16 protein-coding genes are annotated in these 16531 nt (G+C 60.6%); 3 read left to right on the plus strand and 13 right to left on the minus strand.

The genetic code is table 11. From position 1 onward, the window contains the following. Window positions 1–4 precede the first annotated feature (4 nt). Genes AC0L37_RS16850 through AC0L37_RS16860 form a run of 3 tightly spaced genes read right to left on the minus strand, consistent with a single transcriptional unit; the run spans window position 5 to window position 1770 of the window. Window positions 5–451, minus strand: coding sequence for a DUF488 domain-containing protein (locus AC0L37_RS16850; protein ID WP_282222551.1), 447 nt, complete (start codon window positions 449–451; stop codon window positions 5–7). Then, window positions 439–1044, minus strand: a complete 606-nt coding sequence (locus AC0L37_RS16855; protein WP_473313472.1) for a DUF488 domain-containing protein — start codon at window positions 1042–1044, stop codon at window positions 439–441. Before AC0L37_RS16855 ends, AC0L37_RS16850 begins: the two co-directional genes overlap by 13 nt. Beyond that, window positions 1045–1770 carry a dual OB domain-containing protein gene (locus tag AC0L37_RS16860; protein WP_473313474.1) on the minus strand — a complete coding sequence of 242 codons (726 nt, stop codon included), beginning with the start codon at window positions 1768–1770 and terminating at the stop codon, window positions 1045–1047. It lies immediately after the preceding gene. 130 nt (window positions 1771–1900) lie between these two features. On the opposite strand from AC0L37_RS16860, the gene AC0L37_RS16865 reads away from it, so the two are divergent. Further along, window positions 1901–2302, plus strand: coding sequence for an OsmC family protein (locus AC0L37_RS16865; protein ID WP_282222549.1), 402 nt, complete (start codon window positions 1901–1903; stop codon window positions 2300–2302). Window positions 2303–3058: 756 nt separating this feature from the next. Then, window positions 3059–3877: a DUF1206 domain-containing protein gene (locus tag AC0L37_RS16870; protein WP_212659333.1), complete on the plus strand. Its 819-nt coding sequence runs from the start codon at window positions 3059–3061 to the stop codon at window positions 3875–3877. Here AC0L37_RS16870 and tsaE read toward each other — a convergent pair. From tsaE to AC0L37_RS16915, 9 genes are all read right to left on the minus strand, one after another. Further along, the gene (tsaE, locus tag AC0L37_RS16875) at window positions 3874–4296 is read right to left on the minus strand and encodes a tRNA (adenosine(37)-N6)-threonylcarbamoyltransferase complex ATPase subunit type 1 TsaE (RefSeq protein WP_282222548.1); all 423 of its coding nucleotides are present in this window, start codon (window positions 4294–4296) and stop codon (window positions 3874–3876) included. The genes AC0L37_RS16870 and tsaE overlap by 4 nt on opposite strands. Beyond that, on the minus strand, window positions 4296–6653 hold the full coding sequence (locus AC0L37_RS16880; RefSeq protein ID WP_212659331.1) for a sensor histidine kinase: 2358 nt from the start codon (window positions 6651–6653) through the stop codon (window positions 4296–4298). The genes tsaE and AC0L37_RS16880 overlap by 1 nt, the downstream gene beginning before the upstream one ends. 421 nt (window positions 6654–7074) lie before the next feature. Next, window positions 7075–8475: an adenosylhomocysteinase gene (gene ahcY / locus AC0L37_RS16885; protein ID WP_212659330.1), complete on the minus strand. Its 1401-nt coding sequence runs from the start codon at window positions 8473–8475 to the stop codon at window positions 7075–7077. Between the two features lie 93 nt (window positions 8476–8568). After that, entirely contained in the window at window positions 8569–9081 is a 513-nt protein-coding gene (locus AC0L37_RS16890; protein ID WP_282222547.1) for a DUF2937 family protein, read from the minus strand. Window positions 9082–9158: 77 nt separating this feature from the next. Further along, on the minus strand, window positions 9159–9458 hold the full coding sequence (locus tag AC0L37_RS16895; protein WP_212659328.1) for an HPr family phosphocarrier protein: 300 nt from the start codon (window positions 9456–9458) through the stop codon (window positions 9159–9161). 49 nt (window positions 9459–9507) lie between these two features. Continuing rightward, window positions 9508–9909 carry a PTS sugar transporter subunit IIA gene (locus AC0L37_RS16900; RefSeq protein WP_212659327.1) on the minus strand — a complete coding sequence of 134 codons (402 nt, stop codon included), beginning with the start codon at window positions 9907–9909 and terminating at the stop codon, window positions 9508–9510. Window positions 9910–10087: 178 nt separating this feature from the next. After that, entirely contained in the window at window positions 10088–10558 is a 471-nt protein-coding gene (locus tag AC0L37_RS16905) for an HPr kinase/phosphorylase (RefSeq protein WP_212659326.1), read from the minus strand. A 9-nt stretch (window positions 10559–10567) separates the two neighbouring features. Next, on the minus strand, window positions 10568–12256 hold the full coding sequence (locus AC0L37_RS16910) for a sensor histidine kinase (RefSeq protein ID WP_282222546.1): 1689 nt from the start codon (window positions 12254–12256) through the stop codon (window positions 10568–10570). Between the two features lie 134 nt (window positions 12257–12390). Then, window positions 12391–13107 (minus strand): response regulator transcription factor, encoded by a 717-nt coding sequence (locus AC0L37_RS16915; protein WP_212659325.1) that lies wholly within the window; start codon window positions 13105–13107, stop codon window positions 12391–12393. 255 nt (window positions 13108–13362) lie between these two features. Between AC0L37_RS16915 and pckA the strand changes: the two genes are divergently transcribed. Continuing rightward, complete coding sequence (gene pckA / locus AC0L37_RS16920) at window positions 13363–14949, plus strand: phosphoenolpyruvate carboxykinase (ATP) (protein ID WP_282222545.1); 1587 nt, start codon at window positions 13363–13365, stop codon at window positions 14947–14949. 354 nt (window positions 14950–15303) lie between these two features. Here the strand turns inward: pckA and AC0L37_RS16925 are convergent, their stop codons facing one another. Then, on the minus strand, window positions 15304–16203 hold the full coding sequence (locus AC0L37_RS16925) for a cell wall hydrolase (protein WP_282222544.1): 900 nt from the start codon (window positions 16201–16203) through the stop codon (window positions 15304–15306). Window positions 16204–16531: the final 328 nt, after the last annotated feature.

The raw sequence follows: 16531 nt of genomic DNA on the forward strand, positions 1-16531 counted from the left end.
AGGACTAGATATGGCGAATATCTAGCGCGCCCTTCCATTTGTCATTCAGGTACTCGACGACCAAGCGCCTGTGACAGTGATGTGCTTGGTCTTCAGAGCATAAGAGACAAGAATCGGCAAAAGATTCAGGGTTGAGCTTTGATTCAATACGCCTAGTCTCCATAAGCTCGAGAAATCTGTCACTGTACGCCGCCCAAGTCGCTGCGCCATTCCTATAATCTTTCAACATAGAATTTTCTGGAGCGAGAATTGGCAGATGTTCATAACTTATGCCGGATATCTCCTTCAAGAAAAACTTAAGGTCAACAGCCTTAGCAAATCCAGAAAGTTGAGATGTATTATTCAATCGAACATCAATCAACTTTTTTACACCAGCATTTCCAAGTCTTTTGAAGAATTCATGTGCGCTTGTTTTCGTAAACCCTATAGTATTTACTTTTAGCTTCTCCATTTCTTCACTTCCATCCCTGCCCGAGAGTAGGCATATCGTTGGTTTCGACGGCGATATGCCTCCTCCAGTCTGTCTTCTTCACTAGCGAGAAGGTCTTGGACATCGAGTTTGTCCTCTTTTAGCATGCGGTCTTCTGCGTCTGACTGAGTCTCAATGCGTCCGTCGTGTAAGATATGACATATCTTGTGGCCGCAGTCCTTCAACGCTCTACCAACAAGCAAACATCGATGGCAATGTAGAGGATCTCGCTCCGAGCACATTAGGGCTATTTTGTACTCTCTGGCGCCACCAACAACCCTATCTATGCCGCTTAAAAATCCAAGTGTTTTAGACATTCTCTCATAGTTGGCAGTTCCCGCCTCAAAAAGGTCGTCACTTGCTGGTCGCCCGCCCAGTTCGCGACCCAAAAATACATACTTAATTGAGTTAAGCGCCAGCTCGGCTCTCAATTCGTCTTGACTGAACCAAGGTGAGCGCCTTGAGAACGGCGAGGATCTCACATCAGCTATCGCTGATATTTCCCAAAGGCGCAGTAGCTCTATGAACCTTCCGATCTCCAGATCGGAATGCCCTATCGAGAATATTTCAAGCATCTAACTAATATAGGCTCCATTCAATTGGACGTAGCACCTGCCTTCTGGAAAAGGGCGCGCTAGGCCAGCCCTGATATGAACGAGACTAGCTTGCGCGCACATCTCGTTTAGAGACGCCACACCCGAGGTCCGCCACAACGATCTAAGCTCGTCCGACGTTACTCCCAAATCGTAGCTTGCGACATCGTCTTGAATTTTCACTCGGAGTTTTTTGCTGCCGTTGAATTCATTCACAAAGAACTTCACCCTAGACGAATCCAGTTCTATCGCCCCCAAAGAACTACCAAGCGTACCGCCCGGCACAAAGGCCTTTCCATTTGCCTGCCGTTGAAAACCATTGAACATAGCCGGCAAAGAAGTGCTCACGCTACCCGCGACTGCACTTATCATTTTTTTGGCTGATACCTGCGCTTCAACTGTTACCCCCGCTGCGGTGACGACGCGGTCCTCCGTCGCGTGCGGATACGCGAAAGTCGCCGGTGGTGAGTCGGCGTCAAACCTAACGATGTTGCCAACCGCTAGAATCCGGTCCGGGCCGGCCATCTCAGCACTCCAAAATCGAGATGCCTCTTGATGAGCATTGGATCCCTGTGGCTCAGGCCTTATCATTTCAGAACGACCAATATCCCACCCAGCGACACAGAATAGAGTTCCATAATTGGTCACTTCGGTGACCAAAACTCTGTAGGTCATCATCCCCTCCAGTCTATCTTTTTCTTTTACCACAGACAGATAACGCCTTTTTGCCGGCAATTAACAGTGGTTTGGCCCCACCACGCTCCCCAAAATTGCGCTCGATCAAAGCCCCCCCGCAATCTCCCCTACACTCCCCCCAACAATCCGGGAGACCCACGCCATGCGCACCTACACCATCACCGCCCGCCGCGATGACGAGCACGGTAGTCATGCCGGGGTGCGTGAGGGATTGGTGGTGCTTGATACCTCGCTGGCGGGGCGCGCGAATGCGCTCAATCCGGTGGAACTGCTGCTAGCCTCTCTGGCCGCCTGCATGATCAAGGGCGTGGAACGCTCGGCGCCGATGCTGAAATTCGGATTTTCCGGCGTAACGGTATCGCTGAGCGCCGAGCGCCAGGATGCCCCGCCCAAGCTGACCGCCATCACCTATGAGCTGGTGGTCGACACCGATGAGAGCGATCATCGGCTTGAGCTGCTGCACACCAATGTGCGCAAATATGGCACCATCTCCAACACGCTGGCCGATAGCGTCGCCCTGACTGGCACGGTCCGTCGGGGCTAGTTCTTTCTCGCGCGCGCTGCGCCAATGCGACAACCGGTATCACAGCGAAATGCGCCCTGTTGCGCGCCCCAGTGCCGCTCGATGTGCACAGTCTGTCAGCCGATAGTCCTGTCGCGGTGCCTCAAGACTGCCGATCAGCCAGCGCAAATCCGTTCATCAATGTGCAGATCCGTTCATACAGCCCCCAAAAGGCCGTCAGAAATGGCGGCGCGGCGTTCATCGGCTTGAACGGATTTGCCCCGATTTATCCCCGCACGCGCCCGGGCGCCCATAATGGCGCCATCCCGCTGGCAGGACGCGATCATGACGAGTGATGCCAGTGGGGGCCGGGTGGCAGAACGGGTCGCCGTCTGCCGGACCGTGCCGGATGGGGTCTGCTGTTCCAAGGGTGGGCAGCGGGCTGAAATGACCGCCATGCGGTGCTGTTGCGCTGCGTGATCTTGACGGGCCCGACTTCCCCTCTCGCCAGGTGCGGTGGGGAGCGTCAGCAAACAGGGGCCTTTGCGGCGATGGGCGATCCTTGATGATAAGCCCGCCCCATGCGTGCGCGGTGCGCCACACCCGGCGTGTGGGCGAGGCGTGACCTCACCTTTTGTGCTGCGGACGACCCGCGCGAGGAAGCCCTCGCCCACGCAGCGTCGCCTTGGGAAAACCGGACGCCAGCGCGGCGGGCCGGGACTTTGGCGCGGGCTTTGCACCCTGCGGCGGGAACGCAGGCGCGTCCTGTCTCGTTGCTGTGCACACAGGAGCGTCACCATGGATAATTCATTCGAGACCCTTGCCCGCGCCGGCTACATCGCGCGCGGCGTCGTTTACCTGCTGCTGGGCGGGCTGGCGCTGAGCTCGGCCATCTGGGGTGGCGAGGATGCCGAGGGCTCCTCGGATGCGCTCTCAAGCCTGTTGGGCCTGCCCTTTGGGCGGGTGTTGCTGGCGCTGGTGGCCGTGGGACTGCTGGGCTATGTGCTGTGGAAACTGGCGCAGAGCCTGCTCAATGCCGATGATCGCGATCATGACCTCAATGACTGGGCGACACGGGCGGGGCAGTTGATCAGCGCAGTGGCCAATCTGTTCCTGATGTTCACCGCAGCCCGCATGGCCCTGGCCATGGGGGGCGGCGAGGGTGGCGGCAATGGCGAGGAGACCGCCTCGGCCTGGTTGCTGCAACAGCCCTTCGGGCCCTATCTGCTGGGCGCCGTGGGCGCTGGGGTGATCGGCTTTGCCGGGGCGCAGTTCTGGTATGGCGCCACAGGTGGTTATCGCAAGCATCTGAGCCTGCCATCCGGGCATGGGCCGTGGCTTGATCGCATCTGCGCCTTCGGGCTGATGGCGCGCGGCGCGGTGTTTGCCATTATTGGTGGCTTTGTGCTCTACGCCGCCTTCACCGTTTCGGCTGAACAGGCTGGCGGCACGGCCGACGCGCTCGATTATGTGCGCCGCCTGCCCTTCGGCGCCTGGCTCTATGGCCTTGGCGCGCTGGGGCTGGCCGCCTTTGGCGCCTATGGCGTCATTCAGGGGCTGTATCGGCATGTCGATGCGCCCGATATGGGCGATGTGCGCGCGGCCTCGCCGCTCTAGCGGTGGGTCAGCGTGGCGCTGCGGCCATCGCCGCCGGGCGGAATGGCAAGGCTGACCACCAGCGTGGCGGCGGCAGTGATATCGGGGCTGCGCTCAGCCCATTCGACCAGCACGATGGCGGCCAGATTGTCGCTCAGCCCCAGTTCGTCGACCTCGCGCGGATCGCCCAGCCGATAAAGATCGGCATGCAATACGGGCGCCTTGGGCGTGTCATAGGGCTGCACCAGCGCAAAGGTGGGTGAGGGTACATCAAGCGCCGGATCGCCTGCCAGCGCGCGGATAATGGCGCGCGCCAGTGCAGTCTTGCCGGCGCCCAGATCGCCCTCAAGCAATACGACATCGCCGGGCTGGAGTTCCTCGGCCAGGGCTGCGCCCAGCGCAGCGGTGGCGTCGTCATCGGGCAGGAACAGCCCGGGCATTATTCGGCGACAGCGGCCATGGCGCTGTCCCGCGGCAGGTTGACAATGATCTTGGAGCCGCGCGGTTCGCGGCGCTCGGCGCTGATGGTGCCGCCATGCAGGTTGACGAAAGTCTTGACGATGGCCAGCCCCAACCCAGCCCCGCGCTGGCGTCCGCCGCCGGGATTGTCGAGCCGGGTCAGGATGGCCGATTTCATCTCATCGGTCAGGCCGGGGCCTTCATCCTCGATGACAAACAGCATGCGTTCGCCGCGATGGGCAATGGTCAGCTTGATCTCGCCGCCGGGCGGGGAGAAGCGCGCCGCGTTGGAGAGCAGGTTATAAAGCACCTGCACGATGCGGGTGCCATCGGCGATGAAGGGGGGCAGTGCGGGATCGATGTCGACCACCAGATTGATCGGCTTTTCGCCCGAGATCTCGGGGAAGCTGGCCGACAGACCGGCGCGGGCCTTTTCGACCAGCTTGTGCACGTCGAGCTGTTCGGGCCGTAGTTCGGCAATGCCGGCATCGACCGAGGCGAGGTCCAGAATATTGTCGATCAGAACACCCAGCGTCACCGAAGAGGCGCGGATATAATCGATATAGGATTTCTGACGTTCATTGAGCGGGCCGGCATCGCTGGCCAGCATTTCGGCAAAGCCGATAATATTGGTCAGGGGTGAGCGCAGTTCGTAGGAGACGTTTTCGACAAAGGCATCCTTGAGCACGTCGGCGGCGACCAGGGCGTCATTGCGCTCCTTGAGCACTTTTGAGTAGCTGGCGCTTTCGGTGACATCGAGAAAGGTCATCATGGTCTGCCCGTCGGGCAGCCGCGTGATGGCATAATCGAGCAGGCGGCCATCGGAGCGATTGATGCGCCCGGTCTGGTCCGAGCGGGTCGGATTGAGATCGATAATCCCCCGCTTGAGATCACGCCATATACTGGCACCATCTTCGGGAATGGCGCGGCCACTGGCCTCGGCGATCTGGTCGATATGGGGGTTCTGGCCCAGCTCATTGGTGGGCAGTTTCCACAGCGCGGACAAGCGCGGATTGGACAGGGTCAGCCGGCCATTGGTGCCGAACACGGCCACGGCCTCCGAGAGCGAGTTGATGGTCTCGCGCTGCACATTGGAGAAGGCCTTGTTGGTGGATTCCAGCTTGAGGCGCTCGGTGATGTCGTCAAAGACGTAGATCACGCCACCGGTGGCGCCCGCGGGGGCCGAGATCACCTTGATAGTGCGGCCATCGGGCAGGTGCCAGGGCTCGTCTTCAAACGGTTCGGTGCGGCTATAAGCCTTGAGATGCTCGTCGCGCCATTTGTGGTAGTTCACCTGCGCGGGCAGCATGCCTTCGGTGCGCAGCTTGTCGAGAATGGCGCGCTCATCGAGGCCCAGCGTCAGGAACTTTTCGGACAGGCCCCACAGCCCGGCATAGGCCTGATTGAACTGGATCAGCTCGCGCTTGGCATTGAAGATGGCAATCGGGGTGGCCAGCGTATCGATGATACCGGTGATGTGCGCGACGGCGTCATCGCCAGTATTAACGTCTTGATCCTCGATGGGACGCAGCATGCCGGCGCGCCCGCCCGAAACGGGGAATTCGACCAGCTCGAAGGCGCCCTGCCCGCGCCAGGCGACCGAGAGCTTAGCGGGTTCTTCGTCCGCCTCACAGGCCTGCAGGTGCTGGCGCAACTGATCGGGATCGAGCAGTTCAGGTGGCGCGGTTTCGCTGCCGGTCTTGCCCAGTGCGCGGGCCAGTTCGAGATAAGGCCGGTTGGCATAGATCAGGCGATCATGGCCATCGCGGGCAAAGGCCGGCTTGGTGAGCGTCGCCAGAATAGCGCGCACGCTGGTCAGATCGGCGCTGGTGGCGACAGCCGCGGCGGTCAGATTGGGATCAGTGTCGGGCTGCATGAAGGCGGGGCGTAGCCGCATGGCGGTACCGCCACCGAGCACCCAGCCATTGGCACGTACCAGCCGCCCATCCAGCGCGTTCAGGCTGACGGCAAAGGCGTGTCCGTGCACGCGCAGGTCTTCGAGCAGGCGCGCCAGCCGATCGGCATCGGCATCATGCAGCCAGCTCTGGAAGTTGAGTACGCTTTCGGGCTGACGCCCGACGGGCAGCACCGCGGCGGCCTGTCCGAGCAGTTTGGGCGCGCCATCATCTGTCCACAGGACCGTGACTTCGCGGGTGCCGGAGAGCAGGGCTTCATACTCGTCGACCAGGGCGCGCAACCCGGCAATCTGTTCGGCGGCCTTTTGACGGGCAGCCTTGCCGTCGGCCAGCATGGTGCGGATGACGGCCATGGACAGCAGGGCAAAAGCCCCTGCGCCAGCGGCGATCGCGATTGGAGCTGCACCGGCGAAGCTTGCCACCTGGGTTCCCTGTGCGAGAGCGGGGACCGCCGTCAACAGAGTAAGAGGGGCTGCCGCGATTACCGCGAATCCCCAATGCTTCCGGAAGTGATCCGGCGCCATGCGCTGCCCTCTAGGTCAAAGATGTTGGTTGCCAGGCCGGCGCCGCAAAGAGCCGGTACGCAGTCACTCAAACAGAACGGCATACGCGACCCAAAAAGATCTTTGCCAGCTCCGAACCGGCTGCGTGTCCCCCAGCAGCCGAATCACCCTGACCATAGCGGTCCGTCGAATCGCCTAAAAGAGTCTTAATGGCCAAGCATGGCAGGCAAACTGTCGATATCGGGGCTTGACCTGAAACGAAACAGGAACATCCAAAAGCACAAAAAATGCCCGCAGCGCGACGCTGCGGGCATCATGTTGGATCGCTCGAGCGGAACGCCTAGTAGCGGTATTCGCCCGACTTGAAGGGGCCTTCGGTGCTCACGCCGATATAGTCGGCCTGGGTCTTGGTCAGCTTGGTCAGCGTCGCGCCCAGCTTGGCCAGGTGCAGCTCGGCAACCTTCTCATCGAGATGCTTGGGCAGAACGTGCACTTTCTTCTCGAGGTTCTCGCCATTGGTCCACAGTTCGATCTGGGCCAGGGTCTGGTTGGCGAAGGAAGCGCTCATCACAAAGCTCGGATGACCGGTGGCATTGCCCAAATTGACCAGACGGCCTTCCGAGAGCAGCAGCAGGCGCTTGCCATCGGGCTTTTCAATCAGGTCGACCTGTGGCTTCACATTGGTCCACTTGAAGTTGCGCAGGCCGAGCACGTCGATCTCGTTGTCGAAGTGGCCGATATTGCAGACGATGGCCATGTCCTTGAGCTTGCGCATGTCATCGACCATGAGCACGTCGCGGTTGCCAGTGGCCGTGACAACGACGTCGGCGCGATGAGCGGCATCGGCCAGGGTCACGACCTCAAAGCCTTCCATGGCAGCCTGCAGGGCGCAGATCGGATCGACTTCGGTGACCAGCACGCGGGCGCCAGCGCCACGCAGCGATTCTGCCGAGCCCTTACCCACATCGCCAAAGCCGCAAACAATGGCAACCTTGCCGGCCAGCATGACATCGGTGCCGCGACGGATGGCATCGACCAGGGATTCACGGGTGCCGTACTTGTTGTCGAACTTGGACTTGGTGACCGAGTCATTGACGTTGATGGCAGGGAACGGCAGCTCGCCCTTGGCGTGCAGCTGATACAGACGCATCACGCCCGTGGTGGTCTCTTCGGAGACGCCGCGGATGGCGTCGCGGATGCGCGAGAAGAAGCCAGGGCTCGAGGCCAGACGACGCTTGATGGTGGCAAAGAAGATTTCTTCTTCTTCATTGGTGGGCTTTTCAAGGAAGGAGGGGTCGATCTCGGCCTTGGCACCATTGAGGATGTACATGGTGGCGTCGCCACCATCATCGAGGATCATGTTGGGGGTCTGGCCATCGGACCAATCCATCATGCGATCGGTGAAAGCCCAATATTCTTCGAGCGTTTCACCCTTGTGGGCGAACACGGGAATGCCGGCGGCGGCAATGGCTGCAGCAGCATGATCCTGGGTCGAGAAGATGTTGCAGCTGACCCAGCGCACTTCGGCGCCCAGCGCGACCAGCGTCTCGATGAGAACGGCGGTCTGGATGGTCATGTGCAGCGAGCCGGCAATGCGCGCGCCCTTGAGAGGCTGGGCAGCAGCATATTCCTCGCGGATAGCCATCAGGCCGGGCATTTCGACCTCAGCGATATCGAGTTCCTTGCGGCCGTAATCGGCCAGCGAAATGTCTCTAACCGCGTAATCGGTGAATTTGGTCATGGGTGTACTCCGGGAGGTGTAGCGTTGGCAAAGCTATACGCAAGGCCGCTCACAGGATCAACCGGAGATATAAAGATAAGTTTATATCCCCTTTCAGCGCTGGATGCGATAGACGGGCCGCCGGCGCCGGAAGGGCATGGTGACGAAGCGCCAAAGCCCTGAAAGCACCAGATAACCCAGCATGAAGCCGCCGCCCGCATAGAGCACGCCTTCAATGGTAACGGGCACGGCGGGTTGATAGTTTTCCAGCGTGCGGCGACCGATATCGCTGTCGAGATAGGCTGGAAGCGTCTGAAAACGGGTGATCGGGTCGGCGTTTTCAATGCGCTGCAACGTGGCGCTGAGCTGTTCATAGCGGGCGAACGTTGCGGCCATGGCGGTGCCGCGCTCGGCCAGAAACCCATCAGCCGAAGCGCCATAGCGTTGCAGGGCCTGGGTGCGATCTAGCCCACCGAGCTCAGCAGCACGGTCGAAGTCCTGCGTGATGACGCGGAGTTCATCGACGGCACCGCCAAGGCGCTGCGTATATTGCTGGGCATATTCAGGAAACTGGCTCAGCGTGAGCGCCAGACCCAAACCGCCGATACCGGCAATGATGCGCCGCATGACCTGACCACCCCTCCTGCTGGTGCAGCGGACGGTGTCCGCTCATGGTCAACGTGCGGCGCAGCAGTGTCGTTGCACTATTCCGGAGCGCCGTCGCTGTCTTCGTCGAAGCCATTATTGACCAGTTCAACAATCGCTTCGAGTGCTTCGCGCGCCTGCTTGCCGCTGGCCTGCACCAGAATGGTGCTGCCGGGACCGGCGCCGAGCATCATCAGCCCCATGATGGAGTTGCCAGCAACCGAATTGCCGTCCTTGATGACAGCGATGGTGGCATCGAAACACTCGGCAGTGCGTACGAAACGAGCCGAGGCGCGTGCATGAAGGCCCTTGCGATTGACGATGGTAAGTTGCTGGGCCACGGCACGGCTGGCATCCATCAGATGGTTCTCCCCGACATGCCCCGATCCAGCACCGCAGCAACCATGATCAGTCGGCTCCCAGAATGGAGTTGGCGACCGTGATGTATTTTCGCCCGGCTTCCTGCGCCATGTTCACAGCATCCTTGATGCTCATGTCGTTGCGTACGCGGCCCAGCTTGACCAACATGGGCAGATTGACCCCGGCGATGACTTCGACTTCGCGGTTCTGCATGACGGAAATAGCGAGGTTGGATGGGGTGCCGCCGAACATGTCGGTCAGAATGATCACGCCCTGGCCATCATCGGCGCTGTCCACAGCGGCAAGAATGTCGTTGCGGCGGTCTTCCATATTGTCTTCGGGACCAATGGCGATGGTCTCGCAATGCTCTTGCGGACCGACGACATGTTCTAGCGCCGCCTTGAATTCATTGGCGAGCGCGCCGTGCGTCACCAGAACCAGACCAATCATGCAAAGTCCCCAGCATGTCGAGATACGCCTGCGACGTGGCGCCGACAGCTATCCAATGTAATTTGTCTCATGCCGACGCGGTCACCCCAGGGCAGCGCGCACATGTCTGAGCTCGCACCAATCGGCCGAACGAGCGCCAGTCTTGTCCGGTAGCGGACACGATTCAAGTGGTATTTTGTCACGGCCCGTCGAGCGCAGAAATGGCTTCGATCACCAGCAACATCTGATGACCAAGGCTGATTACGCTGCCAAAGGGCACCGGCGCGCGCGGCACTGTCGTGCCGGCGATGTCGGTAACGAATTCGTCCTCTTCAAGCATGCGCACCATATCGGGCACCATGTCGATCACCAGATCGAGCGAGACCAGGGCCTGATGGGGCCGACTGACAATGCCGCGACCGCGCAGTTCGATCAGGCCAGCCAGGTTCTCAGGTGCCTGCATATCGACCTGACCATCGGCCTGGATCAGATCAACACGGTCATCGGAGACAAGAAAGGCGGGAAGGCCGCGCAATGCCCAGCGGTCAAGCAGCGTCAAGGCCAGCACCGACTTGCCGGCGCCGGATGGACCGCGCAGCAGCACCCCGGTGGAACCCAGCAACAGTCCGGTGCCATGCACATTTTGCGGCGCGTTCTTTGGCTTGCTCATCGCGCCAATCTATTTGCGTGCGCGCGGCAACACAACCGAGAAGACAGCACCGGAATGATCGGAACGGTTATGGGCCTTGATAGTGCCCTTGTGCGCATCGACGATCTGCTTGCTGATCGAGAGACCCAACCCGGAATGGTCGCCAAAGCTCTCGGTGTCGGGGCGGTCAGTATAGAAACGCTGGAAGATCTTGTTGAAATCGCCGGTAATGCCGCGCCCCTGATCGGTCACCGTGATGGTGACATCCTCAGCGTCGGTGCTGAGGGCGACATGCACAACGCCACCTTCGGGCGAGAAGGAAACGGCGTTGTCGATGAGGTTGGCGAAGACCTGTGCCAGGCGGCTTTCATGGCCGTTGACGATAGCCGCGCCCTTGCCGCTGCGCTTGTCCATCTCGACGGTTACACCGCGCCCCAAGGCCATGTCTTTCTGGATCGAGACAATGGCCTCGGCCAGTTTTTCGACATCAACCCGTTCCGAGCTTTCGCGCGCCAGTTCGGCATCGAGCCGGCTGGCGCTGGAAATGTCGGTGATAAGCCGGTCGAGGCGTTTAACGTCATGCTGGATAATGGCGTTAAGACGCTCCCGATCTTCGGGCCGCTTGGCCAGTGGCAGGGTTTCGACGGCGCTGCGCAGCGAGGTCAGTGGGTTCTTGAGTTCGTGCGCCACATCGGCGGCAAAACGTTCAATCGCTTCGATGCGATTGTAGAGTCCGTCAGTCATGCGACGGAAAGCGTCGCTGAGATGGCCGATCTCGTCAGGGCGGTCGGTAAAGTCGGGGATTTCAGCACGGGCATTGCCAGCGGTCTGCACGCGTTCTGCTGCCGCAGACAGGCGCCGCATTGGCCCCGCAATGGTGCCAGCTAGCGCAAAGGACAGCACGATCTGAACCGCCGCGGCGATCATGGCGATACGCAGAATGCCCCAGCGCTCCTGGGCGACGATGGAATCGATATCGCCCGGCGCCGTGGACAGCAGAATGGCGCCAACGACCGCGCGCAGGCGCTGCACCGGCACCGCAACCGAAACCACCAGCTGGTTCTGACCGTCAACGCGCACGAAATCGGCTGCCGCCCCCTGCAAGGCTGAAGCGACCTCAGGATATCGGCTGCCCTCATCGACGCCGTATTCCTGATATTTCGGGAAATTGTCGCCCGGCACCCAGTTGAGCACCGCATTCCACCAGTCCCACAGGAAGAACTCATCGGCCTGCTTGGTCTCGATGATCTGCCGCATCACCTCGCCGCGCGCATAGATATTGTCGCTATCAAGGATCATCAGCCCGCCCTGATCATAGATGCGGGCACGGGTGCGGGTGGGGGTGATCAGATTGCGCAGCAGCGGCGCAACGCGTTCGGGATTGATGGGAAATTCGAGCGTCGGGTCAAAATAGGAGAGCGAGGATACCGCGCCATCACCCTGCAATTGCAGCAAACGATCGGGATTGACCGAGATCACATCGCTATCAACCGTGGCGGAGGCCGCGACCGCCGCAGCGATGATTTCGCCCTGCACGCGCAACGACTGCACACGGGCATCAATCAGCCCGGCCCGCCACTGGTTGAGGTAGAGAATACCAACCACCAGCACCAGCAGCCCCGCCATATTGAGCACGATGATGCGGCGCGTCAGGCTGGCGAAAATTGTCAGATCGAGAAAGCGGCTGATGGCCCCCGCAACCTTGTAAAAAGGAGCCAATAGCGGACGCCAGCGCCGCCCCGCACGCAGCTTATCCTGGCGGGGGGTACATTCTCGTCCGCGCCCGGCGCGCGCCATTCGGGCGCGGCGTCGGACTGGTGCTGGCGTTCAGGCTCGAGAATGGCCACAGGCGCTTATTGCTCCTTGAAGCGATAGCCGACGCCATAGAGCGTCTCGATCATTTCGAAGTCGTCATCGGTCGCCTTGAACTTCTTGCGCAAGCGCTTGATGTGGCTGTCGATGGTGCGATCATCGACATATACCTGATCATCATAGGCCGCATCCATCAGTGCATTGCGCGACTTGACCACGCCGGGGCGCAGGGCCAGCGACTGCAGGATCAGAAACTCGGTCACGGTCAGGGTCACACGCTGACCTTTCCAGGTGCAGGTGTGGCGCTCTTCGTCCATCACCAGCGCGCCACGCTCGATCAGCGCCTTGCTTGGATTGGCTTCGCCGCCTGGACCAACGGGCGCAGAAGGGTCGCGCGGCGCTGAGCGGCGCAGGATGGCCTTGACGCGTTCGACCAGCAGACGCTGGCTGAATGGTTTGGTGATGAAATCATCGGCGCCCATCTTAAGCCCGAACAGTTCATCGATCTCCTCATCCTTGGACGTCAGGAAGATAACTGGAATGTCGGATTTCTGGCGCAGGCGGCGGAGCAGTTCCATGCCGTCCATGCGGGGCATCTTGATATCGAGAATGGCCAGGTCGGGCTTGTCAGTGGTCAGACCCTCCAGGCCCGAAGCGCCATCGGTATAGGTGGCGACCTGATAGCCTTCGGCCTCCAGTGTCAGGGACACTGAAGTCAGAATATTGCGGTCGTCATCGACGAGAGCGATCTTGGGCATGAGCTGCCTTTCTGGTTTGGACGCTTTCAAACACACGGCACGATTGGCCGTAGTCATGCTTGCAGGCGACAATTACGCGTTAAATAAGGCGCGGCCAAGGGCACTACAAGCCAAGGAGGCCAGCACGGGCTGTCAGAAGGCGCGATGCAACTTCCGTCTTACGACCGATTTCGGGATGGTTGTACGACAAGTTGAGCCTTTATTTTGACCTCCATAGCGGACGGCTGCACCAGCCTGCGAGCGACGGAGTTTATGATGTTCGACCATGAGAGCCTGAGAACCACAATCGCTGCGCGTGCCGGTTCGGTATCCACTAACGATATCGCCCCCGTGCTGGTTGCACGGGCGCTGCAGGGCGAAGAGTGCGCGCTGACCGCCGATGGTGCGGTTTCAGTTCGTACTGGCGCGTTCACCGGTCGCTCGCCCAAGGACAAGTTCATCGTGCGCGATGCGCTGACGCAGGACAGCGTCTGGTGGGACAATGCGGGCGCCATGAGCCCCGAACATTTCGATGTGTTGCTCAACGACGCGATTTCCGCCCTGGGCGGCTTGGGACTGTTCCGGCAGGATCTGCTGGCGGGCGCTGATCCAGAGAACCAATATGGTGTTACCGTACTGACGCCAAACGCTTGGCATGCGCTGTTCATCCGCAATCTGCTGATCCGTCCCGGCGAGATGGTACCGACAGGCGCTGCCCCCACAGACGTGACGATTGTGCATGTGCCTCATTTTCAGGCCGACCCCAAGCGTCATGGCAGTCGCACAGACACCGTCATCGCACTCGACATGAGCCGCAACATCGTGGTCATCGCCGGCACGCTCTACGCCGGCGAGATCAAAAAGAGCGTGTTCTCGCTGTTCAACTTCCACGCCCCACAACAGGGCGTTCTGCCGATGCATTGCTCAGCCAATCTGGGCGCTGAGGGCGAAGCGGCGCTGTTCTTCGGGCTTTCGGGGACGGGCAAGACAACGCTGTCCAATGATCCCGACCGCCCGCTGATCGGCGATGACGAGCATGGCTGGAGCGCAGACGGCGTCTTCAATCTTGAGGGGGGCTGCTACGCCAAGACCGTCAAGTTGAGCGCCGACGCCGAACCGGAAATCTTCGCCGCGACCAAACGCTTCGGCACGGTGCTCGAAAACGTGGTGCTCGACGACGCCCATGTGCCCGATTTTGACGATATTTCGCTGACCGAAAACACCCGCGCCGCCTATCCCATCAATGTGCTACCCGCCATTGCCAAGGGCAGCGTTGGGGGCACGCCCAAAACCGTGGTGTTTCTGACAGCAGACGCGTTTGGCGTCTTGCCGCCGATCGCGCGCCTGACGCCAGATCAGGCTGTCTATCATTTCCTCTCGGGGTACACTGCCAAGGTGGCTGGTACCGAGCGCGGCGTCACCGAACCACAGGCAACCTTTTCTGCTTGCTTCGGCGCGCCCTTCATGCCGCTGCACCCCACCGTCTATGGCGACATGCTGGCAGAAAAGCTACGCGCCAGTGGGGCCTCAGCCTGGCTGATCAACACCGGCTGGACCGGTGGCGGCTATGGGGTGGGCAAGCGTATCGACATCGCTTCGACACGACGCCTGCTTAGCGCCGCATTGAACGGTGACCTTGATGATGTCGGCATGCGCACCGATGAGCTGTTCGGCTTTGAGGTCCCCGTGGCCGTAGCGGGCGTAAACAGCACGCTGCTGACGCCGCGTCTGACATGGGCCGACGCAGCGGCCTATGACCGGCAGGCCATGCATCTGGCCGGGCTGTTCCGTGCCAATTTCGAGAAGTTCGGCGACGCCGCGAATGCGGCACCCGGCCCGCAAATGGCCCAGGCGGCGGAATAGCCGCCCCGCATTGCGCATCACCCCCAACCTCCCCCATCAAGGGGGAGGGCTGGCCCCGATGTGTGAATCTATCCCCTTTATTCCAACCCCAAAACAGCGCTCATACTCCCCCATCTCTCCCGCACGGGCGGCCTGCAGGCGACAGTGGCGGAGAGCTTGGGCGTGCGGCATTGCCAGTAGTATGGGTCTGAACTGGGTCGCCAGTCTGCGAGCGATCGGTTTGGCCATACGGTCTGGGCAAAAACCGGTGCCCCCGAGACGGTCTCCAGGACCGTCCCGTTTTGCAGCCGCGCAGCGCAAGCCAGGCGGCGTAGGGTCGCGTGCGTCAGTCAGACAACAATGAGAAGGATTGCCCTAGTTGGGCGAATAGAAGATGTGCGAGCCAATCTGGGCGACGGCATTGTAGGTATTGGCCCAGTTCGGACGGACATTTGTGGTGTGGTAGTACAGGGTCGAGCGAGGCACGGCGCCAAGCGTTTCGCCCTTGGCAAATTCGGCATAGACCGTCTGTGCAAGGGCGGCAGAACGGGCCCAGGCGCGACGTTCACCCGGCGCATCGGTGCGACCATCACAGGCGAAGGTGAACTGGCAGCGATAGCGGCCCTTGTCGGCGTTCTGGTAAATCACGCCACACAGGGTGGACGGGAATTTGGAAGAGCGGGCCCGGTTGACGATGACGTTAGCCACCGCGAGCTGGCCGGCGGCACTCTCGCCACGGGCCTCATGGTAGATAGCCTGCGCCAGACAATCGCGCTCGGCATTGGCCTGCTCGATACGGCGACCGGTAGGCTGATAGCCCGCGTCGATATAGGCGGCCAGCGATGTGGTGTTCAGGGCTGGCTGCGGCGTGACCGGCGCAGAGGTGAAGCTGGCAATGGCTGACACGGCGCTATTGCCACCCATTGGGCCGCGAGCGATGTAGCCCATCAGCACATCGGTGTTCAGCGCACCCTGAGGGCCAATACCCAGCACGTCGACGGCGCGCAGTTCCTTCTGGCGCTGCACGTAATTGGCAAGCAATGCTGGCGTAAGCGCCTGCTCGCCTGGCGCCAGGGGCACCAAAGTAGGGCCGATTGCCGGCTGTGCGCGCACAGCAGCAAGATCTTCGGGAACGGGGAGCGGTGTTACCAGAGCGACCTGGAGCGTCTGGGCGTGTGCGGGGGCGAGAGTCACAAACAGCACGAGCGCAACTGCGCCCAATGTCAGCACGTGCGATACTGCACGTACAGCCTTTTGCTGCCAGGATTTCGTCATGCCCCGTCCTTACCCCTGAGTGCATCCGGTCGTATCCGGTGCACCTTCGTCCGGACCCGCAAGCAGGCCCTTGGTCACTTCCGGGCGCACACTAGCCAAGCTTGGCCGCCCTGGGAAGTCGAAATTTACAGCTGGTTAACCATAGCCGTTAGCTTCTTAAGTTACGGTTAATCGACCAGCCATGAGATGAAAACCCTTGAAATGCAAGGCTTTGACGCGTGGTGAAGGTGCCATGGGCGAGAAAGCTAAAAGTTTACAGATGTCGGAAAGGCGGCCAAGCCGCGCCGGCGCGTTAATCAATGCTAACGCGCAGGTCGCTGCATCCGGC

Source organism: Devosia sp. J2-20, from assembly GCF_055808475.1.

Coding starts and splice junctions, on each gene's coding strand:
- AC0L37_RS16850 (WP_282222551.1), bottom strand. CDS start 451: ATGGAGAAGCTAAAAGTAAATACTATAGGGTTTACGAAAACAAGCGCA.
- AC0L37_RS16855 (WP_473313472.1), bottom strand. CDS start 1,044: ATGCTTGAAATATTCTCGATAGGGCATTCCGATCTGGAGATCGGAAGG.
- AC0L37_RS16865 (WP_282222549.1), top strand. CDS start 1,901: ATGCGCACCTACACCATCACCGCCCGCCGCGATGACGAGCACGGTAGT.
- AC0L37_RS16870 (WP_212659333.1), top strand. CDS start 3,059: ATGGATAATTCATTCGAGACCCTTGCCCGCGCCGGCTACATCGCGCGC.
- tsaE (WP_282222548.1), bottom strand. CDS start 4,296: ATGCCCGGGCTGTTCCTGCCCGATGACGACGCCACCGCTGCGCTGGGC.
- ahcY (WP_212659330.1), bottom strand. CDS start 8,475: ATGACCAAATTCACCGATTACGCGGTTAGAGACATTTCGCTGGCCGAT.
- AC0L37_RS16890 (WP_282222547.1), bottom strand. CDS start 9,081: ATGCGGCGCATCATTGCCGGTATCGGCGGTTTGGGTCTGGCGCTCACG.
- AC0L37_RS16895 (WP_212659328.1), bottom strand. CDS start 9,458: ATGGATGCCAGCCGTGCCGTGGCCCAGCAACTTACCATCGTCAATCGC.
- AC0L37_RS16900 (WP_212659327.1), bottom strand. CDS start 9,909: ATGATTGGTCTGGTTCTGGTGACGCACGGCGCGCTCGCCAATGAATTC.
- AC0L37_RS16905 (WP_212659326.1), bottom strand. CDS start 10,558: ATGAGCAAGCCAAAGAACGCGCCGCAAAATGTGCATGGCACCGGACTG.
- AC0L37_RS16915 (WP_212659325.1), bottom strand. CDS start 13,107: ATGCCCAAGATCGCTCTCGTCGATGACGACCGCAATATTCTGACTTCA.
- pckA (WP_282222545.1), top strand. CDS start 13,363: ATGTTCGACCATGAGAGCCTGAGAACCACAATCGCTGCGCGTGCCGGT.
- AC0L37_RS16925 (WP_282222544.1), bottom strand. CDS start 16,203: ATGACGAAATCCTGGCAGCAAAAGGCTGTACGTGCAGTATCGCACGTG.